The organism is Gilliamella sp. N-G2 (genome assembly GCF_002142215.1).
Lineage (GTDB): Bacteria > Pseudomonadota > Gammaproteobacteria > Enterobacterales > Orbaceae > Gilliamella.
In genome coordinates, this window is record NZ_NAST01000012.1 from 1 (window position 1) to 25,893 (window position 25,893).

Below are 25,893 nucleotides of genomic sequence, written 5' to 3' on the forward strand. Positions count from 1 at the left end.
GACCACCATATTTTTTAGAAAGTACAGTAGTAATAGCTGCAGTTAAAGTTGTTTTACCGTGGTCAACGTGGCCGATTGTACCAACGTTAACGTGGGGTTTTGTACGTTCAAATTTTTCTTTAGACATTTATCGTCCCTCAATGTAATACAAATCGGTGGTGAATCACCACATTAACCAAGTATCATATTTAGTGTTAACACAATACTAACTTAAAATTAGTTTTGCATGATAACAGATAAAACCATCTAGTGACAAGTTTTAAAGCAGTCAAATCTAATTTTTTTAGAAGTTTAGGAAAGTAACAAGAATGGTGCTGATAGGCAGATTTGAACTGCCGACCTCACCCTTACCAAGGGTGCGCTCTACCAACTGAGCTATATCAGCAATTGGAGCGGGCAGCGGGAATCGAACCCGCATCATCAGCTTGGAAGGCTGAGGTAATAGCCATTATACGATGCCCGCATGTTCAAACTCGGCTACCTAAATGCTTCAATTAGCAATTGCTAATGTTAGATAATGGTGGTGGGGGAAGGATTCGAACCTTCGAAGTGTGACACGGCAGATTTACAGTCTGCTCCCTTTGGCCGCTCGGGAACCCCACCCCGAATCATTATAAACTGTTTACTTAGGAAAATGGTGCCGGCTGCCGGAATCGAACTGGCGACCTACTGATTACAAGTCAGTTGCTCTACCTACTGAGCTAAGCCGGCCTAAGTGCTGCGCATTATGTACTAGAACATTTAACCTTGCAAGTAAAAAAAACATTTTTTTACTTGTTTGCTTAAAAAAAAATCAAAAAAATAAAAAAAACCTGAAATATAGACTATTTCAGGTTTTTATTTAATCAAAAATGATGTTTTAAATTATTTCTTTTTAGTTGCTTTTTTATTAGTTGAAGCAACACCTTTAGCTGCAGTTTGAACAGCTACATCTTCACTAATATCACCTTTATCTTGATACGCACGACCATAGTAAGTATCAAGTAGAATTTGTTTTAATTCTGCAATTAAAGGATAACGAGGGTTAGCACCAGTACATTGGTCATCAAATGCATCAACTGCAAGTTGATCAACTTGGGCTAAGAAAGTTTTCTCATCAACACCAAACTCTTTAATAGAGAAAGGAATTTCAAGATCTTTTCTTAGTTGATCTAACCAACCAATTAATTTCTCAACTTTCTTCTCGTCTTTATCTGTTGCTACAGTTAAGCCAAGATGGTCAGCAATCTCTGCATAACGTCTTACAGCTTGAGGATAACCATATTGGCTAAATGTACCTTGTTTAGTCGGTTTATCCGTTGCATTAAAGCGAACAACATTACTAATTAGCATCGCATTCGCCACACCATGAGGAATGTGGAATGCCGCACCAATTTTATGAGCCATTGAGTGACAAACACCTAAGAATGATTGAGCAAAAGCAACACCAGCTAAAGTTGCAGCATTATGCACTTTTTCACGAGCGATAGGATTTTTTGCTCCTTCTTTGTAGCTTGTTGGCAAGTAAGCTTTTAATAAGCTTAATGCTTGTAACGCTTGACCATCAGAAAACTCGCTTGCCATAATTGACACATAAGCTTCTAAAGCATGAGTTACAGCATCATAACCACCAGCCGCACAAAGTGATTTTGGCATATTCATAACTAAGTTAGCATCGACAATTGCCATGTTTGGTGTAATTGCGTAATCAGCTAATGGGTATTTTTGACCAGTTGCATCGTCAGTAACTACCGCAAACGGTGTCACTTCAGAACCAGTACCTGATGTGGTTGTCACACAAATTAGTTTTGCTTTTTTACCCATGTTAGGGAAATGACAAGTACGTTTACGAATATCCATGAAACGCAATGCTAATTCGTCAAATTTAGTTTCTGGGTGTTCATAAAGAACCCACATAATTTTCGCCGCATCCATTGGTGAACCACCACCTAAAGCAATAACAGTATCCGGTTGGAATGCTGTCATTGAATCAGTACCTTTACGGACAACACTTAATGTTGGGTCAGCTTCAACATCAAAGAAGGTTTCACAAATCACACCTTGTGCTTCAAGTTGATCAGTAATTTGTTTTGAGTAACCATTATTAAATAAGAATTTATCGGTTACTAAAAATACTCGTTTGGCACCTTGCTCAATCACTTCATTTAAAGCAACTGGAAGCGAGCCACGTTTAAAATAGATAGAACTTGGTAATTTGTGCCATAACATGTTTTCTGCTCTCTTAGCGATTGTTTTCTTGTTGATTAAGTGTTTCGGACCGACATTTTCTGAGACCGAGTTACCACCCCAAGAACCACATCCTAATGTTAAAGATGGAGCTAAATCAAAGTTATACAAATCACCGATACCACCGTGAGCAGCTGGTTGGTTGATTAAAATACGACATGTTTTCATTTTACTGCCAAAATAAGCAACACGATCACGATTACTATCCTGATCAGTATAAAGTACTGAAGTATGTCCCATACCACCCATTTCAACAAGTTTTTCAGCTTTATCTACCGCTTCATTAAAGTCTTTAGCTTTAAACATAGCTAATGTTGGTGAAAGTTTTTCGTGAGCAAATGGTTCAGATAAATCTACTTTACTTACTTCACCAACAAGTACTTTAGAACCTGCAGGAACTTTAATGCCAGCCATTTCTGCAATCTTAGTTGCTGGTTGACCTACGATATTAGCATTTAAAGCGCCTTTATCATTTAAGATGATACCTTGAACAGCTTTTGTTTCTTTAGCATTTAAAACATAAGCGCCATATTGAGTCAATAAATCACGTACTTCATCATAAACTGAATCAACGACAACGATAGCTTGCTCAGAAGCACAGATCATACCATTATCAAAAGTTTTAGACATAAGTACTGATGCAACAGCACGTTTTAAATCTGCAGTTTCATCGATTATTACAGGGGTATTACCTGCACCAACACCTAATGCTGGTTTACCAGAACTATAAGCGGCTTTAACCATACCTGGGCCACCAGTTGCTAAGATTGCAGCAACATCATCATGATGCATTAAAGCGTTTGATAATTCGATAGATGGTTCATCAATCCAACCAATAATATCTTTTGGAGCACCAGCTTTAATTGCCGCATCTAACACAATACGGGCAGCTTCAATAGTTGATTTTTTAGCACGTGGATGTGGTGAAAAGACAATAGCATTACGAGTTTTTAAACTGATTAATGATTTAAAAATTGCGGTTGAAGTTGGGTTTGTAGTTGGCACGATTCCACAAATAATCCCTAATGGCTCCGCTATTGTAATGGTACCATAAGACTCATTTTCAGCAACAACACCGCAAGTTTTGTCATTGCGATATTTATTAAGAATATACTCTGCAGCAAATAAATTTTTAATAACTTTATCTTCTACAATCCCCATTCCTGATTCAGCAACAGCTTGCTGTGCAAGGGGGATTCGAGCTGCGGCTGCGGCTGTTGCTGCTGCCACGAAGATTTTATCAACTTGCTCTTGAGTATAAGTAGAATAAGTTTCCTGAGCTTTTTTAACTCGAGTCATTAACTCATTTAACTCATTCATATTGGTTACTGCCATAGATTTCTCCTTGAAAATTAAAAAATAAACTTGGATCGTTTGGCGTCTTCCTTGAACATATTTAAAGCATATATATAATAGCAAAACGAAATTGTTGGATATCGTAAATCAGTTTTTTACTTTACACAATAAGATATTCACAAAAAATGAATGTTATTTAAAATAGCAAATATTTTTATTGTTTTTTGCTAATTAAATTTCAAAATTTTATTACTTTATTATCAGAGCATTTCAAGAAATGAACAATTTACGATAAGGTAAAAAATATATTTTTAACGTAAATAAATGATAAAAATTATACAATGCTCAACTTATTTAATACATAACTAACCGCCACAAAACCAAATGTTGCCGTAACAGTAGTGATTGCCCCAAAACCTGATTCACAATCCATTTTTTTTGCACCTTGCGCATGGCTTTTCATTAAGCAAGTTTGACCATTAGTTGCCGGATAAGTCAATTGTTCAGTTGAAAAAACACATGGAATAGCAAATTTACCTTTACTATCTTTATTAAGTTTATAATCATTTTTTAATCGCTCGCGCAATTTAGCCGCTAAAGGATCTTGAATTGTTTTCGCTAAGTCAGCGATTTTAATTTGCGTAGGATCTTTTTGCCCCCCCGCTCCCCCGATTGTAATGACCTTTAATTTTTGTCGCTTACAATAAGCCAAAACGGCAGCTTTATCTTTGACGCTGTCAATTGCATCAATAATATAGTCATAACGAGGATGTTGTTTAGAACCCAAATACTCAATAACGTTATCGGCATTAATAAAATCATCTATTTCATGAACAACACATTCAGGATTAATCTGTAAAATTCGATCTGCCATAACCGAAGTTTTTGCTTTACCTATATTAGATTTTAAAGCGTGAATTTGACGATTAGTATTGGTAATACAGACATCATCCATATCTATCAAAGTAATTTGTCCAACGCCACTTCGAGCAAGCGATTCAGCGACCCAAGACCCCACACCACCAATACCAATGACACAGACATGAGCTTGAGAGAAACGTTGTAATGCCCGTTCACCATAAAGTCTAGCGATACCACTAAAGCGTTGAAAATAAAGTTCTGTTTTCATCATTATTTATTGATAGTGTTTATTTTTAAACACCATATACTCCCCCAAACCTTTTTAGATGAGAATATTTATTATCTTTTATTGATAACTTATTCATTAATATTATTCCTATTATACCTTTTCAATAGTGAAACATTAAATTTGTTTAGAATTATTGATACTGATTAGCAAATAATATTGCATATATGAACAATTTAGAATAAGCACACTAAACAATAAATCTATGTCATCGATATGCTTTATAATGAGAAATAATTTATGACTCTGCCATAAATAAATATTATCGACAGAGTCACAATAAATTAATTTTTAAAGGAGTGAATTGGAGCAGGAATACGCCCACCACGACTAATAAAATCGCATGAACTAAATTTATTTACTGGCATTACAGGAGCATGGCCAAGTAAACCACCAAATTCAATATTATCGCCTACTTTCAAACCTACAGCTGGGATAATTCTGACCGCTGTAGTTTTGTGATTAATTACGCCAATTGCTGCTTCATCAGCAATAATTGCTGAAATAGTTTCAGCTGGTGTATCACCAGGAATAGCAATCATATCTAGCCCCACTGAGCAAACGCAAGTCATGGCCTCTAATTTTTCAAGGTTTAGTGCCCCATTGTTTACAGCATCAATCATACCTGCATCTTCTGAGACAGGAATAAAGGCACCACTTAATCCACCTACATGGCCACAAGCCATTACGCCACCTTTTTTCACGGCATCATTCAGCATCGCTAGCGCAGCGGTAGTTCCATGTGTTCCAACAACTTCTAGTCCCATTTCTTCTAGAATATGTGCTACTGAGTCACCGATGGCAGGAGTTGGCGCTAATGATAAATCAACAATCCCAAATTTAACGCCTAACCGTTCTGACGCTTCTTTACCTACCAATTGCCCCATACGAGTTATTTTAAAGGCTGTTTTTTTAATGGTTTCAGCAACAACATCAAAAGGCTGACCTTTAACTTTTTCCAATGCTCGCTTAACTACACCCGGCCCACTCACACCGACATTAATCACACAGTCAGCTTCACCAACACCATGAAAAGCACCAGCCATAAATGGATTATCTTCAACTGCATTAGCAAATACTACTAATTTCGCACAAGCCATACTACTATTATCGGCGGTTAATGCGGCCGCTTCTTTAATAATTTGTCCTATTTGCTTTACTGCATCCATATTAATACCGGTTTGAGTAGAACCGACATTAACTGATGAACAAACTCGTTCGGTTTGTGCTAATGCTTGTGGAATTGATTTAATAAGGATTTCATCGCCTTTATGGTAACCTTTTTGCACTAATGCAGAAAATCCACCTATAAAATTAACACCGACCGCTTTGGCTGCTTCATCGAGTGTTTTAGCAAAAGCAACATAGTCTTTATCGTCGCTTGCGCCTGCAATCAATGATATAGGCGTAACCGAAATTCGTTTATTAATAATAGGGATACCAAATTCAGAAGTAATTTGATCACCAACTTTAACTAAATCTTTCGCTAATCGCGTAATTTTATCGTAGATTTTTTGACGCGCTTTTGCACCATCACTATCAATACAATCAAGAAGAGATATACCCATGGTTATTGTGCGGATATCAAGTTTTTCTTCCTCTATCATTTTAATTGTTTCGAGGATCTGTTTTGTTTCCATTAGTTCTATCCTTTCGTAAAAATATGAAATTGAGCTTATAAACGATGCATTGCATCAAAAATTTCTTCTCGTTGTATATTCACTTTAACTTTTAATTGCTCACCGGTAAGTACTAAAGTATTTTTGACTTCATCAAAAGTGACGTTAATTTTAGATAAATCTAATAACATAATCATGGTAAAATACTCATCCATGATAGTTTGACTAACATCTAAAATATTAATATTTAATTCATATAACTTTTGGCTTATCCCTGCAATAATTCCTGTTTGGTCCTTTCCTATTACCGTTAAAATTGTTTTCATCACACTCTCCGCACAAATTTTATACACTTAAAAAATATTTATTGAGTTGTTTATAATAACACCTTCAAAAATTATCTAAATAGGAGTAGATTGTTTTTTTAATCAAAATAAAAAACAAAAAGATAAAATGAAAGGGCGTTATTATGGTGAATTTTCAAAAATCCAATAAATTGGATCATGTTTGTTATGACATTCGTGGACCAATTCTTGATCATGCAAAAAAGCTTGAGGAAGAAGGTCAAACCATTCTTAAACTTAATATTGGAAATCCCGCCCCTTTCGGTTTTACTGCTCCAGATGAACTATTAGTGGATGTTATTCGCAACTTACCAACATCACAAGGATATTGTGATTCAAAAGGTCTTTATTCTGCTCGTAAAGCGATTATGCAGCATTATCAATCCAGAGGAATTACAAATTTGGATGTAGAAGATATCTATATTGGTAATGGTGTTTCTGAGTTAATTGTTCAATCAATGCAAGCATTACTTAATAGTGGTGATGAAATATTAGTACCAATGCCTGATTATCCACTTTGGACTGCTGCCGTTAGTTTATCTGGTGGTAACGCGGTTCACTATCTTTGTGATGAAGAAGCTAATTGGTCACCTGATTTACAAGATATCAAACAAAAAATCACTCCTAAAACCAAAGGGATTGTGATTATTAATCCAAATAATCCTACTGGCGCAGTTTATAGTAAAGAAGCTTTACTCGAAATAGCGGAAATCGCACGTCAAAATAATTTAATTATTTTTGCTGACGAAATTTACGATAAAATTTTATATGATGATGCAGTACACCATTCAATAGCAGCTTTAGCGCCAGATCTATTTGTTATTACTATGAGTGGTTTATCGAAAACTTATCGAGTTGCTGGTTTTAGACAAGGTTGGATGGCACTGTGTGGACCCAAACAACATGTTAAAGGCTATATTGAAGGTCTAAATATGTTAGCTTCAATGCGTTTATGTGCCAATGTACCACTGCAACATGCAATTCAAGGAGCATTGGGTGGTTATCAAAGTATTAACGAATTTATTGTGCCTGGAGGTCGACTCTATGATCAATGTATGTTGGCATGGCGTTTATTAAATGATATTCCCGGCGTTTCTTGTACCAAACCACAGGGTGCTTTATATCTATTCCCTAAGCTAGATCAGAAAAAATTTAATATTCATAACGATCAAAAATTAGTTTTAGACTTTTTGTTACAAGAAAAAGTACTGTTAGTTCAAGGAAGTGGATTTAATTGGCATAAACCAGATCATGTTAGGATTGTTGCTCTACCTCATACAGGTGAACTACAAGATGCTATAGCTCGATTTGCACACTTTTTATCTAACTATAAACAAGCATAATTTAATTCCTATATCTCTCTAATTATAAATAGGGGGATATTCGAACATTAAAATAACCTATTTAATATTTTAATAAATTATTTAAATTAATTCGTTTAATCTCTACTTAAGCTCATTAATTATGATTATCAATTAATAATTGATTAACAGTAACTAATAAAAAAGCGCCAAAAAGGCGCTTTTTTCTAATAAATTATTTAAATGAATTATCTTTTTAATTCAGCTAATTTATTACGAATATTTTCAGCACGTTTTGCTGAAGATGGATGGCTACTTAAAATTGATGCATCACCACCACCTAATTTATCAAATGCAGTTGCAAGACCAGCTGGATTGATTTTTTTCTTAACTAAATAATTAAAAGAGAAATCATCAGCGTCTTGTTCTTGTGATTGAGAGAATTGAGCATTGATAACAGCTTCAGCTAAAGCACCTAAAGAAGATTTAGATAATGCTGCAACTGTACTGTTACCTGATGCTGCAGCTGCATCACGAGCGATTTCTGTTGCATAAGCAACTTGGATTGCTTTTTTACTATGACCTAAAGCAACGTGACCTAATTCGTGGCCTAAAACGCCTTCAATTTCGTTATCAGTCATCATATCCATTAAACCACTGTAAACACGAACACAGCCATTAGCCATTGCCCAAGCGTTAACATCTTTAGTGATATACACTTTATAGTTAACTGGAGTTCCATTGATATTATTACCAAGAGCTTTAGCAATTTTATTTAAGCGTTTAGTATATGCACTTTTAGCTGGAGCTATTTTTGACTGAGCATCCATTTGAGCACAAGATTTTTGGCTTAATGCTTTCACATCATTATCACTGAGTGTTGCTGCTTCGAAACCTTTCCTACCAAGACTAGTTAAATCACTAGCACTCATATTTTTACAGCCAGCTAAAGACATAGCTGCAACTAAAGGTAGTGCAACAAGCAATGTTTTTTGATGTTTTTTCATAATATTTTCCTTATATTAACAGACTTTACTTTCTTCTAACATAAATGTTAGATAAATTGAATTTTAACGCAACTTTAATAATAATCAACAAATAATTACTTGATTAGAGATAATTAGCCATTTAGACTAGTGCCTCATTTTTTGAGGAACATAATTATGCAACTGTCTGATTTCAATTTTACTCTCCCCAAAGAACTGATAGCAAAATACCCTTCAAAAACAAGAAGTTCTTGTCGATTATTAGCACTTGATGGCCATACAGGTAAAATTGAAGATAAAGTATTTACAGATATTGTTGATTATATCAATGCTGGTGATTTACTCATTTTTAATAATACTAAAGTCATTCCTGCACGGTTATATGGAAAAAAAATATCAGGTGGAAAAATTGAAGTGTTGATTGAACGATTGTTAGAGGGAAATCGAGCACTTGCACATATTAAAGCCTCAAAGTCGCCTAAAATAGGAGCAGAACTTATTTTAGGTGAAAATGAAAATATCCAAGTTACTATGATAGCACGTCATGATGCATTATTTGAGCTACAATTTCCTGACGATGTGCTTAGCATTTTAAATGAAATCGGCCATATTCCATTACCACCTTATATAGATCGCCCTGATGAAGCTCAAGATCGTGAAGTATATCAAACCGTTTATAGCAAAGTTCCTGGCGCTGTCGCAGCCCCAACGGCTGGTCTTCATTTTGATAAACCTTTATTAGACAAAATTAAACAAAAAGGTGTTGAGATGGAATTTGTTACCTTACATGTTGGCGCTGGTACATTTCAGCCTGTAAGAGTTGAAAATATTGAAACTCATATTATGCATGCCGAATATGCAGAAGTTCCTGAATCAGTCGTAAAAGCAGTTTTAAACTGTAAAGCTCGCGGAAATAAAGTTATTGCCGTAGGAACAACATCAGTCAGAGCACTAGAAAGTGCGGCACAACAAACTGGAACTATAGCGCCTTTTTTTGCTGACACCCGAATTTTTATTTACCCTGGCTATCAATTTAAAGTCATTGATTCTCTTATCACTAACTTCCATTTACCTGAATCAACATTAATTATGCTGGTTTCAGCATTTGCTGGTTATGAGAACACCATGAATGCTTATCAGTATGCCGTAAAAGAAAAATATCAATTCTTTAGTTATGGTGATGCAATGCTAATTACCAATAATAAATGATTTATATCTAGAATAAATCATTTATATTCAATAAATTAAAAATAGTTAATGATAATTCAACCTATCAACAATATTGGCCATTCGTTTTATTCTTGATGGATGTGAGGTAGGTTGATTTTTAGAATGAATTGGCATTTTTGTTAACATTTTGAGCAAACCAATTGGATCTATACTTTCTCGCACTAATAAATTAAAAGCAAAACTATCTGCTTCAACCTCATATTGATGTGAGGTTTCTTCTTTTACAATAATTACAAGTTCATTAGCTTTATCAGTAATTTCAATATAAGGAGCTTGTCGAAACAAACTTATCCCATGTTTTAGGGCTATATGAGCCTGTTCATGCGCAAGTACGGCTTGTAACTCATTATCTTCAAGTAATTTTATTAAACCACTATTTATTCGAATACAACCATTAGCTGTTGACCAAGCATTGGGGTCTGTATCAATATAAACCTTATAGTTTAATTCAATATTATTTATTCGTTTTGGTAAACTTTGGGCTATTTTAGATAATCGACGATTAAGATGATGATAATCAGGAGGAATAATCGCTCTATTGTCATTTTCAATACATGCTTGTTGACTAATTGCCAATATATCATTTTCCGATAAGCTTTTAACTCCTTCAGGTGAAACAATAGTTGGTGGTATTCTAGTTTGGCTTTGACATCCAACCTGCATAAGTATTACAACACATGAGATAAATAAAATAATAGATTTCAATGGTTCGAAAATCCTTACAAATATTGTCTAATTAAGCTTAGCACGATACACTAGGCGCCACTATTTAATAATACAAGTTTGTATTATAGCAATAATTGGCGCCAAACTGTTTATTTGGTCGCAAGAGGTTAATATAAAAATGAAATTTGAGTTAGATAATACTGACGGCTTAGCTCGTCGTGGCCGTATGAAATTTGATCGTCGTGGAGTGGAATATACCGTTGAGACTCCTGCTTTTATGCCGGTTGGTACCTATGGCACAGTAAAAGGTATGACACCCAAAGAAGTAAAAGCAACAGGAGCACAAATCTTATTGGGTAATACTTTTCATCTATGGTTAAGACCTGGACAGGAAATTATGCGCAAACACGGAGATCTTCATGATTTCATGCAGTGGTCAGGACCAATCTTAACCGATTCAGGGGGATTTCAAGTTTTCAGTCTTGGTGATATTCGTAAAATAAAAGAAGAAGGTGTTTATTTTCGTAATCCAATTAATGGTGATTCAATTTTCTTATCTCCTGAAATTTCAATGGAAATCCAATATGATCTTGGTTCTGATATTGTAATGATTTTTGATGAATGTGCCCCCTTTCCTGCTGAATGGGATTATGTCAAAAAATCAATGGAGATGTCCTTACGTTGGGCAAAACGTAGCCGACAACGTTTTGATGAACTAAATAACAAAAATGCATTATTTGGTATTGTACAAGGCGGTATACATCAAGAATTACGTGATATTTCAATTAAGGGATTAACCGAAATTGGTTTTGATGGTTATGCGGTTGGTGGACTTGCGGTTGGTGAACCGAAAGAAGATATGCACCGCATACTTGAAGGAACCTGCCCACAATTACCTGCCGATAAACCCCGTTATTTAATGGGTGTTGGTAAACCAGAAGATTTAGTTGAAGGCGTGCGTCGAGGTATCGATATGTTCGACTGCGTTATGCCAACTCGGAACGCTCGTAATGGTCATTTATTTGTTACCAATGGGGTTATAAAAATTCGTAATGCCAAATATAAAGACGATACGACACCATTAGATCCGCATTGTGATTGTTATACCTGTAAAAACTACACGAAATCTTATCTTCATCATTTAGATAAATGTGGTGAAATATTGGGTGCTCGCTTAAATACTATTCACAATTTACGTTATTATCAACGTTTAATGGCTGAAATACGCGAAGCAGTAGCAAATAAACGATATGAAGCGTTTGTTACTGAATTTTATCAACGAATTGGTAAAACACCTGCACCATTAGGTAACCAAACCAAACAAAGTTGATAAATTTTATATATCAACTATTGACACATTATAGTTAGCGCAGTATTATGCGCTTCCTAACGGCGAGTAGCGCAGCTTGGTAGCGCAACTGGTTTGGGACCAGTGGGTCGGAGGTTCGAATCCTCTCTCGCCGACCAATTTAATAAGAAAGCCTACTCGTTTGAGTGGGCTTTTTTATTATAATCACAGATAATCTAATTTAAACTTACAATATTCTCATATACATTTAAATTCCTAGCTAAATTACAAACTTGCTCTTGAACAAATTGTTGGTTTTAACGTTGATAATTCAAATTTTGAATTCTCCATTTTATTTTTTAATTTATTCAATAATAAATTACCAATATACTCACCTTTTTTCTTTGAAGGTAGAGAAACAGTTGTGAGCGTTGGAATACTTACCTGACTAAATTCACTATCACCAAATCCACAAACGGCTAATTGGTAAGGAACGCGAATATGCCGTCTTTGACATTCATAGAGCACACCACAAGCTAGCTCATCGGTAGTACAAACTAATGCATCTAATTCAGGCCAATTCAATACAATATCTGGCAGTAATTCACTGCCGGTACTAAAATTAGCTGGTTTAGCAGGATTAATTATTCTATGGGTTGGCAAATGATTGTGTAACATAGCTTTATGCCAACCATGTAACCTTTGTTGAAAAACATGACATTGATGGTCAGCACAAAGTAAACCAATATGGCGATAGCCTTTTTTTATTACATGTTCAGTCAACATACACATTGCTAAACTATCATCCACTTCGATATGTATATTTGCCACTTCATCATACGACTTACCAATATTGAAAGTAGGAATCGTTTTATTGTTTAATATTTTTTCAACAAAATCATCATTTTCAATATAAAAGAGCAATATCGCTTCAAGATTATTACTATAGAGAGTATCTAATAGTTGTGATTCACGTTTATAGAAATAATAAGATTCAAATATAACTGTGGTATAACCTTCTTTGAGTAAATATGCTTGCAGTGAATTAAGGGCTATGCGGGTTGAATCTTCATAAATTTTTGTAGTAATAACAGCAATAACTTTATTGGCTGAAGCGGATGCTAGCAAGCTAGCTGCAATATTAGGTTTATAGCCTAATGTCTCAACAGCTAATTGGATTTTTTGGCGCAGTTTATCCGACACCTTATCTGGCGTTCGTAATGCTCTTGAAACAGTCATCGTACCAACACCAGCATATTTAGCGACGTCAAATAAAGTAGTTTGACCTGTACTCCTGCGTTTTTTGGTATCTTGCATATTCGATCTCAACTAGAGCTAACCAGTAATTAAATGTATACTACAAAAATTAAAAATACAAATAATTACAACATGTTAATTAATTAACTTAAATGTTTAATCAAAATAATGAGATTATTATAATATTATGCTATTACTATTTTTTTTCAAATATGTATTAAAAATGCTATCTAAATCACAAAATAGAAAAATTATTCACGAAAAAATGATAGCGCTATCACATTTTTGTTCTTTTTGAATTATTATTGTTAGCCAATGTGTTAATTTTCTATTATCGTAATATTAACAAATAATAAATCAGTTTTTCGGAGGTAAAATGTTAAATCAATGGCTAACGGGTCAAACTGTAAAGATTGTTGATTCAGTGAAAGATTGGAAAGAAGCAATTAAGCTTTGCGCTGCTCCATTATTAGAGAACAAATCAATAACACCAAACTATATTGATGCTATCTTTCAATTGCATGAATCTATCGGTCCTTACTATGTATTAGCACCGGGAATTGCAATGCCTCATGCCAGACCCGAACAAGGGGTAAATAATTTAGGTTTATCGATGTTATTAGTTAAAAATGGCGTTAATTTTAATTCAGAAGAAAATGACCCTGTTTATTTAATTACTTTGCTGGCCGCTAGTGATAGCACTAGTCACATCGAAATGTTAACTCAGTTAGCATCATTATTCGCTGAATCAGATGATGTTAATACAATTTTTAATGCTAAAAATAGCGATGAAATTTTAACAGTAATTGATCGTTATTAAATTCAAATCAATTAATAGAAGGATAAATAATATGAAAATTATGGCAGTTTGTGGTTCTGGGCTTGGTAGTAGCTTCATGGTTGAAATGAATATCAAAAAAGTACTCAAAAAATTAAACATTGATGCAGAAGTAACACATGCAGATCTCGCCTCCGCCACACCAGAACAAGCGGATCTTTTTGTGATGACTAAAGATCTAGCAGCAAGCTCTGGCATTCCACAAGATAAATTAGTAGTTTTAAATAATATTATTGATATCAACGATTTAGAACAGAAACTCGTTGAGCACTTTAATAAAGCCTAATTATGAGGTATTGCTATGATTCAAGAAGTAATTAAATTCGTTGTTGATATTTTAAAAGTACCAGCAATACTCGTTGGTCTAATTGCTATGGTTGGGTTATTAGCACAACGAAAATCATTTGCTGATACAGTTAAAGGAACGGTTAAAACAATTTTAGGATTTTTAGTATTAGGTGGTGGTGCAACAGTTTTAATCAGTGCAATTACTCCATTAGGATTAATGTTTGAAGAAGCTTTTAAACTTCAAGGTATCATCCCTAATAATGAAGCTATCGTTTCAATGGCATTAAATGAATATGGTACAGCAACAGCATTAATTATGGCATTCGGCATGGTGGCCAATATTGTAGTTGCTAGGTTCACATGTTTAAAATATATTTTTCTAACTGGCCATCATACTTTTTATATGGCATGTATGATCAGTATTATTTTGACCGTTGCTGGATTTGAAGGTTGGCAATTAGTATTTACTGGTTCATTAGTTCTCGGCTTGATCATGGCATTCTTCCCAGCTTTAGCCCAACCACAAATGCGAAAAATAACTGGCAATGATGATGTTGCATTCGGTCATTTCGGTACCTTAGGTTATGTATTAGCGGGTTGGCTTGGTTCAGCATTTGGTAAAGGCTCTCGTTCTACTGAAGAAATGAATTTACCGAAAAACTTAAGTTTTTTACGTGATAGTTCAATCTCTATTTCATTAACGATGATGGTTATCTATTTAATTTTAGCGATATTTGCTGGCCCTGATTATATTCAAGAAAACTTAAGTAAGGGAGATAATTATTTAGTTTATGCCATTATTGAAGCCATCACATTTGCAGCAGGTGTATTCATTATCCTTCAAGGGGTTAGACTGATTTTAGCCGAAATTGTTCCTGCATTTACTGGCTTCTCAGAAAAATTAGTGCCAAATGCAAAACCAGCTTTAGACTGTCCGGTTGTTTTCCCTTATGCACCAAATGCAGTATTAATTGGCTTTTTATTTAGTTTTCTTGGTGGATTAGTTGGATTATTTGTATTAGGACAACTAAATGCTGTGCTTATTTTACCTGGTGTTGTCCCTCATTTCTTCTGTGGTGCAACTGCGGGGGTGTTTGGTAATGCTATGGGTGGCCGTCGAGGTGCAATGCTTGGTGCTTTTGCTAATGGCTTATTAGTTACATTCTTACCAGTACTTTTATTACCAGTTTTAGGGTCACTTGGCTTTTCTAACACAACTTTCTCTGATGTAGACTTCTGTGGTGTAGGAATTATTCTGGGCAATATGGCTAAATGGTTCAATAAAGATATTATTATGGGAATCTTCATTGCTATTTTTTGTTTATTAGTTGTACATAATGTGTTAACAAAACCTAAACAAGTTAAAGAATAAAAATAAGTTATTATTTTTTTATAAAGGCCAGACTTGCTAGTCTGGCAATTTTATCACTTCATCACCCCACATCTTAGTCAATCAATTATCGGTAATAAAGTTTATTCAATATACATGACTTGCTAATAGGTTTAAAATCATTGAACAAATATGGTTTTTTAAAGGAATAAATAATGACCAATAGTCTAAATGCTACGATTGATGTCAATCAACATCTTTGTTTAGCACCAGCAAATAATCAATATGCATCAGATATTTATAATATTATCACTAGCAATAGAGAGTACTTTAGTCAATTTATGGCATGGCCTATATTTGTGAAAAACCAAGCGGATACAGAGCTGTTTTTAAATTCTTGTTGGTTAAAACATCAACAGAATGAAAGCAAAACCTATGTCATTTTATTAAAAGGTCAAGCTATTGGATTACTATCTTTTAATCAGATTGATAAAAATAATAAAACAGCTTATATCGGTTATTGGCTAGATAGCTCAAAACAGGGCAATGGAATTATGACCGTCGCAATCAATGCATTAATAAAGCATTACGCTATGCAAAAAATAATTAGACGATTTGTCATTAAATGCGCAGTTAATAACGAGAAAAGTAATGCTATAGCCAAACGTTGTGGTTTTAGTTACGAAGGCACCCTAAAACAAGCTGAATATATTAATGGAACTTTTCACGATCAAAATATTTATGGTTTGATTGCTAATTAGGTTTAATTATTTGGTTATAAAAAAACCGACCTCTGTCGGTTTTGATTAACAATTGTTGAATAAATATGCTTAACGATTATTTGATTACAAAATAACCGTAGGCAATTAAACCTAAAACAATAATAATTGAAGATATTGCAATCATATACTTGGTTTTAAACTGGTATTTCTTTACTTCACCAAGTGAAAGTTCAATATGTTTATTTTTATTATCAAAATAGTAATAAAGAGGTAAACCAATTAAAGTTAACACAATTGAAGCTATCCCATTTACTGTTTGGTGAATTAACATACCATATATAACATAGCCAGCGCCTAAAATAGCGATAAGAGGAATAACTGGGTAACCAATGACTTTATAAGGTCTTGGGATATCAGCAAATTTTTTCCTCGCGATAATTACCCCAATAAACGTCAATAGATAAAAAACCCAAATAGAGAACATCGATATTTCAGATAAACGATCAGCATCAAGCAGGGTTGAATAAAGGAATGAAAAAACAACCAATATAATAATTGCATTTACTGGTGAACGGCTATCGTCATCAATAGTACTTAAAAATTTTGCTCCAATGATGGTTCCTCGCTCTCCCATACTAAAAATAGTTCGAGATAAGGTCATGATATAACCATTAATACCACCAAGAATTGAAACCATTATACCCACAGCAACTAAATTACCGCCTAAATGTCCAAACATGCGTTGTGACGCAACTGCTGAAGCGTCATGCCCAAGCGTAACCATTTCTTGTACCGGAAATATCTTAAATAACGCAATATTGATACAAGCATAAACAATCACTAAAAATATTATGCCGAGAATAATTGCTTTAGGTAATACTTTTGATGGATTACGAATTTCACCAGCAACAGATGCAACCTGCGCCCATCCATCATAAGCAAATAGTGTTGCCAATATTGCAACTGCAAATGGTGCATAAGTTTCAATACTTTGTCCACTAGCACTAAATAATGCAACTTGACCATTACCTTTCCATAATCCAAATATTGCTAACAACAAAATTGGAACAAGTTTACAAAAGGTAGCAATAGTTTGTAGATATCCAGCCTGTTTTACGCCAATTGAATTAATGCATGCAATAAGCCCCAAAACACCAGCGCTTACCGCCATACGATAGGCATCATTGATCCCAAATAATAAACAAAATACAGAACTAAAATAACCAACCAAAGCCCCAACTAAGGATGGAGCAAAAAGTACAGTGATCATCCAACCATATAAATGAGAAACTTTAGCACCATAAATTTTTTCTAAATAAACCAGCATGCCCCCAGTTTTCGGGAACATAACCCCTAGTTCACATAACGTTAAACCACCACAAATTGAAAAAACTCCACCAATAATCCACGCTAACAAAGCAAAATTATAATCGCCAGCGACTTCCAATACAGCAGGTGGTTTCATAAATGCACCAGCGCCTAAAACCATTCCAACAACTAGTGATAATGCAGAAACTAAACCAAGATCTTTCCGCAAATTATTCTCTAAATTGTGTTCAGACATAAATAACCTCTTAAACTGATCAATAAAGCAAAATTTGCCTATAATAGGACTTTATTTATAAAAAACAAGCACGATTAATTTTAATAGAAAAAAAGCTTTCCAAATCAGAAGTTACTGTCAATAAAAAAGTCAGCATAAAGCTGACTTTCAATAAGTTAATTATGTAATAATTACTATTTTTTCTTCATTTTCATATCAATAACCATACGACCACGAATTTTACCTGCTTTCATTTCGTCGATCATATCATTGATATCTTCAAGAGGACGTTTTTCTACAATTGGCACAACTTTACCTTCAGCACTAAAACGAAAGGCTTCCGCTAAATCTTCACGAGTACCAACTAATGAGCCGAGCACTTGAATACCATCTAGTACTGTCTTAGGAATACTTAAATCCATTGTTTCAGAAGGTAAACCCAATGCAACAACGCGACCTAATGGACGTACAGAACCAATAGCCTGATTAAATGCTGTTTTAGTAACTGAAGTGACCACCGCACCATGCACACCACCATCGGTATGTTCTTTTATGTAGGCACCAACATCAGCCACTTTTTTAGGATTAACCACTAAATCAGCGCCAAGTTTCTTACACAACTCTAGCTGACTATCACTGTTACTAATCGCAACAACTTTATTGTTGAAAACATTTTTACCATATTCGATAGCCAAAGTACCAAGCCCACCAATACCAAATACGGCTAACCATTGGCCTGGTTTAGTATCGGCTACTTTTATGCCTTTATAAGTAGTCACCCCAGCACAAGTCACACTAGTTGCTTGGGCTGGATCAAGTCCATCGGGGACTTTTACCGCATAATCAGCTTTGACAATACATTGTTCAGCCATACCACCATCGACACTATAACCTGAGTTTAAAGCACTTCGGCAAAATGTTTCGTTACCCGATATACAATATTCACAGGTACCACAACCTGCATGGAACCATGCAATACTAACACGATCTCCAACCTTCAAACTTTTTACATCAGGTGCAATTTTAGTCACAATACCCACACCTTCATGGCCAATTACTCGACCAGGTTTTTTACCGAAATCGCCAGCAGCGACATGAAGATCAGTATGACAAAGCCCACAATACTCAACCTCAACTAAAGCTTCTCCTGCCTCTAATGGGCGAACAGGAATATCTTTAATTTCAACTTGACCATCGCATTCTTGTCTAATAACTGCAGCTTTCATTTGTTTCTCCTAAAATAAATACAATTTAAAAATATCACTGGTTTCATTTTAAACTATTTATTTAGAAAAAATATGCGCTATTTCACATTTATCAATAAAAATGAGAATTATTCATTATTCCTTTCTATGTACACTCTTAAATTGTTAAATAGCAAACCTTGATAATTATAAAGGTCCAACTAATTGGATTCATAACCAAACATATTCCTAAAAATAATATAAATATGCGATATCGACATCTCTCATCTTTACTAAAAATTTTTATAGTTATAGATGGAAGGCTTGTATTACGCCAACAATGGTATATTTCAGCTATTCCGTGCATCGTAATATTATTAACTGTTTTATTGACCTCATTAGTTGGTCAAGGAATAAATGATGTAATCATGGGATTACTGCGTGATGTGTTACTACATTTCAAGGAGAGATAAATTTCAACGGTAATAATTTTCCCTATACAAATGAGTACAATCCTTAGGGAGAATATTGGTATGGTATTTCAAGATCCCATGACAGTATTAAATCTATTTATTAACAACTTACCGGTTGGTGTGGTATACATACTTTGTATGAACTTAATAACAGTGACTTCGCAGCAGGATTACAGCGCAGTGTTAAAGCTGGTGTAATACGAACAGTTGAGCTTGGCAAGAATCAGTGAAATAGTCTAAATATGATTTTTGAGGAACATGAAAAAACTGTTCCTCAAAATTTTCTTTTCCTATCAGAAGTTAAGCAATATCTTTTGCCACATATTTTTGGATATTGTTATTAACTAATAAGAACAGTCCGATTAATGCGCCTAATACAAATAATCCAACCACATAAATGGCCGGTGCCATTTTACTAACAAAATCACTAAAAAATGAGATCAGTAATGGGGTTAAACCACCAGCAATAGCGTAAGCCATATTAAATGAAAAAGATACACCACTATAGCGAACCTGAGTTGGGAATACCTTAACCATAAAATAAGCAAAAGAGCCAACAATTCCGACACTAAAACCGGCTAAGAAATAAGTGATAAAGAGAAGATTTGCGTTTTCTAATGATAAATAAAATACAGCAATCATGATAGCAGCAATACTACAACCAATAACCAGCACTTTGCCCATTGCAAATTTATCCATCATCATGCCATAAAACGTACAACTAATGATAAGTCCAATGATAGCTAATATATTACCTTGTAAAGCGTCAATTGCCGAAAAACCAAATTGCTTTTGTAATAAAATTGGAGTCATTAACATTATCACCATAATACCGGCAGATAACACCCAAGTTAGTAACATTGATAAAATAGTTTGTGGTAAATACTGAGTTAAAACGGTTATCACAGGTAATTTTTTAGATAATTCTTCATTCTTACGTTTTTGAATTTCTAGAAAAATAGGTGTCTCTTTTAACCAACGGCGAAGATACATGGCAATTAAGCCAAAGATACCACCAATAATGAATGGAATTCGCCAGCCCCAATCATTCATTTGTTCTATTGATACACTTTTACTCATTATGGTTGATACTAATGAACCCAGCAAAATACCTAAACTTAAACCACTAGTTAAAATACCACAGGCTAGGCCAATTTTGTTTTTAGGTACATGTTCAGCAACAAATGTCCACGCCCCAGGCACTTCACCACCTACCGCGAGCCCCTGGCATAATCGCATCATTAAGAGTAATAATGGTGCAAAAATACCGATATTGGCATAAGTAGGCAAACAACCAATAAATAATGTTGGTAACGCCATTAATAGAATACTAAGTGTAAACATTCGTTTGCGGCCAAATATATCACCAAAATGAGCCATCACAATACCACCAAAAGGGCGAATCAAATAGCCAGCCGCAAAAATACCAAAAGTTTGTACTTGACTTAACCATGCAGGCATATCATCAGGAAAAAACAGATGGCTAATTGTTATTGAAAAAAAGACAAATATAATAAAATCATAAAACTCCAATGCACCTCCTAATGCTGATAGGGCTAACGTTTTATAATCCTGATTATTTAATGTTCGCACATTTGTAACTATTGTAGAATTTGGCATAATCATCCCTGTAAATATTTTTTTACAAACAGTCTATTAATCTGTACTAATATACCGGAACAAATTGCCATTTAAAAGAAAATATCAAAAAGTTTACACAAAATTAAAACTAGCACTAAATGATTAATAATTGGTCAAATAAAAACCTACAATGAAAAAATCTTATTAAATGGAGAGTTTTAAAATGGCAACAAAACGCATTTCTCGTGGAAAATTCAACCGTATGCAACAATTATCTAACCAAGATGGCGTAATTGCAGCATTAGCAATCGATCAGCGTGGTTCAATGGTAAAAATGATGCAAAATGCTGTAGGTCAAGAACGTTATAATATTGATATGGTATATGAATTTAAAGAGCTTGTTTCTCAGGAATTAACCAAATATGTTAGTGCCATTTTACTGGATGAAGAACTCGGTTTTAAAGGCATGGCAGCAAAAAATAAAAATGCCGGTTTAATTATGTCTTATGAAAAAACTGGATACGATGCCAATACACCAGGACGTTTACCAGATATTTTACCAGAAGATTCACTTCAACGCCTAATTCAAAAAGGTGCTGATGCAGCGAAAGTACTGGTCTATTATAATCCTGACGATCCGCAAGATATCTTAGATAAAAAACATGCATTTTTAGAGCGTTTAGGTAACGAAGCGAGAGCAGCTGATATTCCGGTATTTGTAGAACCGATTGTCTATGATAATGCGATTACTGACGATAAAAGTTCGGAATTTGCCAAAATTAAACCACAAAAAGTGATCAGAACCATTGAAGAATTTACTAAAGATCATTATTACATCGATATTTTAAAAGTAGAAGTACCTGTGCTATTTAAAAATGTTGAAGGCTTTAACGATAATAATCCTGTGGTATATTCACAAAAACAAGCGGCAGAATACTTTAAACAAGCAAGTGATGCAGCTACCCGCCCATTCATCTATTTAAGTGCTGGCGTACCAACCAAAACATTCCATGAAGAACTTATCTTTGCTGGTGAACATGGCGCTAAATACAGTGGTATTTTAGGTGGTCGTGCGACTTGGTTTGAGGGGGTAGCCGCATATGCTAAAGGTAGCAAAGACGGCTTAAAACGTTGGCTTGATACGACTGGCCGTGAAAATGTTGAACAACTAAACAAAATTTTAAAACAATACGCAACACCTTGGTATAGTGTGTATGGTGGTAAAGATAAGATTGAAATTATTGATCTTAAATTAAGTAATTAATCGTTTTTGTAGAGATTTATATAAATAACTCAAATAACAAATAAGAGTACAAGTTTTATTCCTATTTTTCTTGTACTCTTCTTATTATTAATGAATAACTTGCATAATAGCTAACCATCAACTCTGTATACAATTGGATTCTACTTTTTATCAAACCGCCTGATCAAAAAACAGGTTTACCTTACTTAGTTCAGCCATTGACTCTAAATAGGCTTTAATTTTAGTAGGAAAAATAAGGCCTTTAACACAAGTTAAATTGCGTAATATCGGGAATAAACATATATCATCCCAAGATAATGTTCCATTACATGCATTCGATGCCACAATTAATGGTTCAAGCTGATTTAATAAATCAGATATCTTAGCAATTAATGCATCAGTTTCGGCAAGACAATCAGCAAACGAACCCAATTTTTTACTCTTATTAGTAATAAAATTATCAATAGCAGCTTGAGTGGCAAATTCAGCCAAGCCTAATTTTACATATCGAGGACACTCTAATTTAAAGTCATATTGTTGAAACTGTTTAATTAATGCTTCAATTTCTGGATTTTTAGTTCCACTTAAGATAGGGCTTTTACCATAATTACTATCAACATAAGCAACAATATCAAGACTTTCTGGCATATAGCTACCATCTTCCTTTTGTAAGATCGGCACCATTTTTTCACCAATCATACTTGTCGGTGATTTTACATCATCACTGAGAAAGACATGCTGTTCCACTGGAATATTTTTTAAACCAAAAATCATTCTTGCCCGTACACAAAAAGGACAATGTTCATAAATATACAATTTCATATTCTTCTCCTAAAGCAATCAATAACCCATAACAAAAGAGCCAGCCCTAAAAACAGTACAAAAACCGATCCTGCAGCATATAGCGCTTTAACATATCCAACCCTAACCACATTAATAAAAGGATATGGATATTGATTAGTAAGATAACCCCGTATAAAAATATAAATACCATAAATTAGCATCGACAAAAACGAGCCAACAATGACATTAAATTGGATGCGTCGAAATGGCCCCCAAACTAACCAACTTAATACGCCAATAATCGGTAGAATCACATGTAAACTTTCATTGGCAAATTGTAATAACGTATTAGGTGGTTTATGTATTCCCCTTAAAATTAAGTTATAAACTATCGCGGTTATAAACACCCCGACTAAGCCATTCAATCGTATAACCTTGAAACTATATCGATTACAGTTGGGATTGAAAGTTAAACATAGACAACTAAATGCCAACATTAGATTAGAAAGTACTGTAAAAAAACTGTAGTAAAATATTATTCGCCCAGTTGGAGTATTTGGTTGCCACGGTCTCAGCTGTGTATGCCAATAAATATAAGTTTCAAGACCAATAATAAAAAAAGCATATAACGCAATAAAAAGATTAATATTTCGTTTTAACATAACTTATTATAAAAAATAACAGATAATTCAGTATATAGTAGGCTATAGAAAAGATACAAAATATTATTTCAATATCAACTAAAGTTAATTTTTTCATTAATTAAACGTTTCGTTTTTTATGCATTCCAAACACAATAATAATGTGACAACTTCAAGTTATTGACAGTTAGTATATAATGTTAACAACTATTAAAAATGAGTTGGCTTTTAATGTCTGATAAAGATATATCATCACAAAATAAAATATTAATTGAACAATTTCTAGACTCAATTTGGTTAGAACGAAATCTTGCTGAAAACACGATTGAATCTTACAAACTTGATCTTTTTGCACTAAGCCAATCACTACAATTACAACAAGTTAATTTTCTCACAGCACAATCCATTAACTTACAAGAATTTTTACTACAACGAGTTAAAGATGGTTATAAAGCGAGTAGTTCGGCACGTTTATTGAGTGCGACTAAACGTTTCTTCCAATATCTATATCAAGAAAACTATCGTACCGATGATCCATCAGCTATATTGTCATCACCCAAATTACCAAAAAAGTTACCTAAAGACTTAACTGAATTACAGGTTGATGCCCTACTAGAATCACCAAGTATTGATGATCCAATTGAGCTGAGAGATAAAGCTATGTTAGAAGTGCTTTATGCTACAGGATTACGAGTTTCAGAATTAGTTAACTTAGAAATTAGTGACGTCAGCCTAAGGCAAGGAGTGGTACGAGTTGTAGGCAAAGGCAATAAAGAACGTTTAGTTCCTTTAGGTGAAGAAGCAATCTATTGGCTTGAATACTATTTCAAATATGCGCGCAATGATCTACTAAAAAATGGCCCAGTTGATGTGCTTTTTCCAAGTCGTTTAGGCAAGAAAATGACACGACAGACATTCTGGCATAGAATCAAATATTATGCCATACTAACCGGCATTAATATCGAAGCCCTTTCACCTCATGTACTTAGGCACGCCTTTGCAACGCATCTGCTTAATCATGGCGCCGATTTACGAGTAGTACAAATGTTACTAGGGCACAGTAGTTTATCAACTACACAAATTTATACACATGTTGCAACAGAAAGATTAAAACTATTGCATAGTAAACATCATCCTCGCGCATAGCGGTTCAATCAACTAAGGATAAATGAATGAAAAAATTAGTAATCAGTTTAGGTTTAGCATTGATTTCAACTTCGGTATTAGCCTCTGACGCTGATATTACCAAAACAATGGAAAAATTAGGTTTTTCTAATAAAGAAATTACTATCGAAAATAACCCAGTACAAGGGCTAAAAAGTGTTAACACACCGGATGGTATTTTTTATATTACTGAAGATGGTAAATTTTTAACGCAAGGTCCAATATATAATCTAGAGGGCAATGAACCAGTAAATATTGCTAACAGTAATAACTTAAAACTAATGAAATCGATTGAAAAAGATGCCATTGTTTATAAAGCACCAAAAGAAAAATATATTATTTCAGTTTTCACCGATTACACTTGTCATTATTGTAAATTACTTCATGAAAATATTAATCAATATTTAGATGCGGGTATCTCAGTGCACTATTTTGCCTTCCCTCGAGCAGGAGCTAGTAGCGATGTAGGTAAAAATATGCAATCTATCTGGAGTGTTGCCGATCGTAAGGCTGCTTTTGATAATGCTTATAAGGGTAATTCAATTTCTCCAGCTAATAGCATGGTACCTTACGTAACACAACAATTTAATGTTGGTAAAAAATTAGGTATAAGTGGTACTCCAGCATTAGTACTACCTGATGGACAATTAGTTTCAGGCTATGTTCCTGCTGATAAATTAATCGAAATTTTAAAAAAGAAATCTAAAAATTAGTACGTTATAATTTATAACAATTAAAATTTA

23 protein-coding genes, 5 tRNA genes and 1 pseudogene are annotated in these 25,893 nt (G+C 34.2%); 12 read left to right on the forward strand and 17 right to left on the reverse strand.

Annotated elements, in window-relative coordinates; translation table 11 throughout:
* From B6C99_RS06920 to B6C99_RS06960, 9 genes are all read right to left on the reverse strand, one after another.
* Positions 1–127: GTP-binding protein (locus B6C99_RS06920; RefSeq protein ID WP_086359178.1), on the reverse strand; the 127-nt coding region annotated here is incomplete at its 3' end.
* Between the two features lie 182 nt (positions 128–309).
* Positions 310–385, reverse strand: a tRNA-Thr gene (locus B6C99_RS06925).
* Positions 386–388: 3 nt separating this feature from the next.
* Positions 389–463: transfer RNA gene (locus B6C99_RS06930), tRNA-Gly, on the reverse strand.
* 55 nt (positions 464–518) lie between these two features.
* Positions 519–603 (reverse strand) — tRNA-Tyr (locus tag B6C99_RS06935).
* 32 nt (positions 604–635) lie between these two features.
* A tRNA-Thr gene (locus B6C99_RS06940) sits at positions 636–711 on the reverse strand.
* 153 nt (positions 712–864) lie between these two features.
* Positions 865–3,561 carry a bifunctional acetaldehyde-CoA/alcohol dehydrogenase gene (adhE, locus tag B6C99_RS06945; protein WP_086359179.1) on the reverse strand — a complete coding sequence of 899 codons (2,697 nt, stop codon included), beginning with the start codon at positions 3,559–3,561 and terminating at the stop codon, positions 865–867.
* A gap of 295 nt (positions 3,562–3,856) precedes the next feature.
* Positions 3,857–4,654 carry a tRNA cyclic N6-threonylcarbamoyladenosine(37) synthase TcdA gene (tcdA, locus tag B6C99_RS06950; RefSeq protein ID WP_086359180.1) on the reverse strand — a complete coding sequence of 266 codons (798 nt, stop codon included), beginning with the start codon at positions 4,652–4,654 and terminating at the stop codon, positions 3,857–3,859.
* 299 nt (positions 4,655–4,953) lie between these two features.
* Positions 4,954–6,309, reverse strand: coding sequence for a PFL family protein (locus B6C99_RS06955; protein WP_086359181.1), 1,356 nt, complete (start codon positions 6,307–6,309; stop codon positions 4,954–4,956).
* Between the two features lie 35 nt (positions 6,310–6,344).
* Complete coding sequence (locus tag B6C99_RS06960; RefSeq protein WP_086359182.1) at positions 6,345–6,614, reverse strand: ACT domain-containing protein; 270 nt, start codon at positions 6,612–6,614, stop codon at positions 6,345–6,347.
* A gap of 143 nt (positions 6,615–6,757) precedes the next feature.
* Here B6C99_RS06960 and B6C99_RS06965 point away from each other — a divergent pair, with 143 nt between their 5' ends.
* Complete coding sequence (locus tag B6C99_RS06965) at positions 6,758–7,975, forward strand: pyridoxal phosphate-dependent aminotransferase (RefSeq protein ID WP_086359183.1); 1,218 nt, start codon at positions 6,758–6,760, stop codon at positions 7,973–7,975.
* Between the two features lie 206 nt (positions 7,976–8,181).
* On the opposite strand, the gene B6C99_RS06970 is transcribed toward B6C99_RS06965, so the two are convergent.
* A complete protein-coding gene (locus B6C99_RS06970; protein WP_086359184.1) occupies positions 8,182–8,940 on the reverse strand; it encodes a M48 family metallopeptidase in 759 nt (252 codons plus the stop codon).
* Between the two features lie 156 nt (positions 8,941–9,096).
* On the opposite strand from B6C99_RS06970, the gene queA reads away from it, so the two are divergent.
* The gene (gene queA / locus B6C99_RS06975; protein WP_086359185.1) at positions 9,097–10,128 is read left to right on the forward strand and encodes a tRNA preQ1(34) S-adenosylmethionine ribosyltransferase-isomerase QueA; all 1,032 of its coding nucleotides are present in this window, start codon (positions 9,097–9,099) and stop codon (positions 10,126–10,128) included.
* A gap of 45 nt (positions 10,129–10,173) precedes the next feature.
* Here the strand turns inward: queA and B6C99_RS06980 are convergent, their stop codons facing one another.
* A complete protein-coding gene (locus tag B6C99_RS06980) occupies positions 10,174–10,854 on the reverse strand; it encodes a M48 family metalloprotease (RefSeq protein WP_143413918.1) in 681 nt (226 codons plus the stop codon).
* Between the two features lie 139 nt (positions 10,855–10,993).
* Between B6C99_RS06980 and tgt the strand changes: the two genes are divergently transcribed.
* On the forward strand, positions 10,994–12,145 hold the full coding sequence (tgt, locus tag B6C99_RS06985; RefSeq protein ID WP_086359187.1) for a tRNA guanosine(34) transglycosylase Tgt: 1,152 nt from the start codon (positions 10,994–10,996) through the stop codon (positions 12,143–12,145).
* A gap of 60 nt (positions 12,146–12,205) precedes the next feature.
* A tRNA-Pro gene (locus tag B6C99_RS06990) sits at positions 12,206–12,282 on the forward strand.
* 106 nt (positions 12,283–12,388) lie between these two features.
* On the opposite strand, the gene B6C99_RS06995 is transcribed toward B6C99_RS06990, so the two are convergent.
* Positions 12,389–13,420 (reverse strand): LacI family DNA-binding transcriptional regulator, encoded by a 1,032-nt coding sequence (locus B6C99_RS06995; RefSeq protein ID WP_086359188.1) that lies wholly within the window; start codon positions 13,418–13,420, stop codon positions 12,389–12,391.
* Between the two features lie 316 nt (positions 13,421–13,736).
* Between B6C99_RS06995 and B6C99_RS07000 the strand changes: the two genes are divergently transcribed.
* The 4 genes from B6C99_RS07000 (at position 13,737) to rimL (ending at position 16,577) form a co-directional block, all read left to right on the forward strand.
* Positions 13,737–14,180, forward strand: a complete 444-nt coding sequence (locus B6C99_RS07000) for a PTS sugar transporter subunit IIA (protein ID WP_086359189.1) — start codon at positions 13,737–13,739, stop codon at positions 14,178–14,180.
* Between the two features lie 31 nt (positions 14,181–14,211).
* Entirely contained in the window at positions 14,212–14,484 is a 273-nt protein-coding gene (locus B6C99_RS07005) for a PTS sugar transporter subunit IIB (RefSeq protein WP_034900870.1), read from the forward strand.
* A gap of 15 nt (positions 14,485–14,499) precedes the next feature.
* Positions 14,500–15,858: a PTS ascorbate transporter subunit IIC gene (locus B6C99_RS07010; protein WP_086359190.1), complete on the forward strand. Its 1,359-nt coding sequence runs from the start codon at positions 14,500–14,502 to the stop codon at positions 15,856–15,858.
* Positions 15,859–16,031: 173 nt separating this feature from the next.
* Positions 16,032–16,577 carry a 50S ribosomal protein L7/L12-serine acetyltransferase gene (gene rimL, locus B6C99_RS07015; RefSeq protein WP_086359191.1) on the forward strand — a complete coding sequence of 182 codons (546 nt, stop codon included), beginning with the start codon at positions 16,032–16,034 and terminating at the stop codon, positions 16,575–16,577.
* Positions 16,578–16,653: 76 nt separating this feature from the next.
* On the opposite strand, the gene B6C99_RS07020 is transcribed toward rimL, so the two are convergent.
* Entirely contained in the window at positions 16,654–18,102 is a 1,449-nt protein-coding gene (locus B6C99_RS07020; protein ID WP_086359192.1) for an APC family permease, read from the reverse strand.
* Between the two features lie 173 nt (positions 18,103–18,275).
* The gene (gene adhP, locus B6C99_RS07025; RefSeq protein ID WP_086359193.1) at positions 18,276–19,307 is read right to left on the reverse strand and encodes an alcohol dehydrogenase AdhP; all 1,032 of its coding nucleotides are present in this window, start codon (positions 19,305–19,307) and stop codon (positions 18,276–18,278) included.
* Between the two features lie 524 nt (positions 19,308–19,831).
* Here adhP and B6C99_RS13680 point away from each other — a divergent pair.
* Positions 19,832–19,968, forward strand: a pseudogene (locus B6C99_RS13680) (pyrroline-5-carboxylate reductase); the annotation flags it as partial.
* A 70-nt stretch (positions 19,969–20,038) separates the two neighbouring features.
* On the opposite strand, the gene B6C99_RS07035 reads toward B6C99_RS13680, so the two are convergent.
* On the reverse strand, positions 20,039–21,358 hold the full coding sequence (locus B6C99_RS07035) for an MFS transporter (RefSeq protein WP_216819412.1): 1,320 nt from the start codon (positions 21,356–21,358) through the stop codon (positions 20,039–20,041).
* A 184-nt stretch (positions 21,359–21,542) separates the two neighbouring features.
* Between B6C99_RS07035 and B6C99_RS07040 the strand changes: the two genes are divergently transcribed.
* Complete coding sequence (locus B6C99_RS07040; protein ID WP_086359196.1) at positions 21,543–22,583, forward strand: tagatose 1,6-diphosphate aldolase; 1,041 nt, start codon at positions 21,543–21,545, stop codon at positions 22,581–22,583.
* 150 nt (positions 22,584–22,733) lie between these two features.
* Here B6C99_RS07040 and grxB read toward each other — a convergent pair whose 3' ends face one another.
* A complete protein-coding gene (gene grxB / locus B6C99_RS07045; protein WP_086359197.1) occupies positions 22,734–23,384 on the reverse strand; it encodes a glutaredoxin 2 in 651 nt (216 codons plus the stop codon).
* Positions 23,381–24,007: a Pr6Pr family membrane protein gene (locus B6C99_RS13190; RefSeq protein WP_158092452.1), complete on the reverse strand. Its 627-nt coding sequence runs from the start codon at positions 24,005–24,007 to the stop codon at positions 23,381–23,383. The genes grxB and B6C99_RS13190 overlap by 4 nt, the downstream gene beginning before the upstream one ends.
* A gap of 210 nt (positions 24,008–24,217) precedes the next feature.
* Here B6C99_RS13190 and xerD point away from each other — a divergent pair, with 210 nt between their 5' ends.
* The gene (xerD, locus tag B6C99_RS07055; RefSeq protein ID WP_216819413.1) at positions 24,218–25,132 is read left to right on the forward strand and encodes a site-specific tyrosine recombinase XerD; all 915 of its coding nucleotides are present in this window, start codon (positions 24,218–24,220) and stop codon (positions 25,130–25,132) included.
* A 26-nt stretch (positions 25,133–25,158) separates the two neighbouring features.
* Positions 25,159–25,863: a bifunctional protein-disulfide isomerase/oxidoreductase DsbC gene (gene dsbC, locus B6C99_RS07060; protein ID WP_086359199.1), complete on the forward strand. Its 705-nt coding sequence runs from the start codon at positions 25,159–25,161 to the stop codon at positions 25,861–25,863.
* The last annotated feature ends 30 nt before the right edge of the window (positions 25,864–25,893 follow it).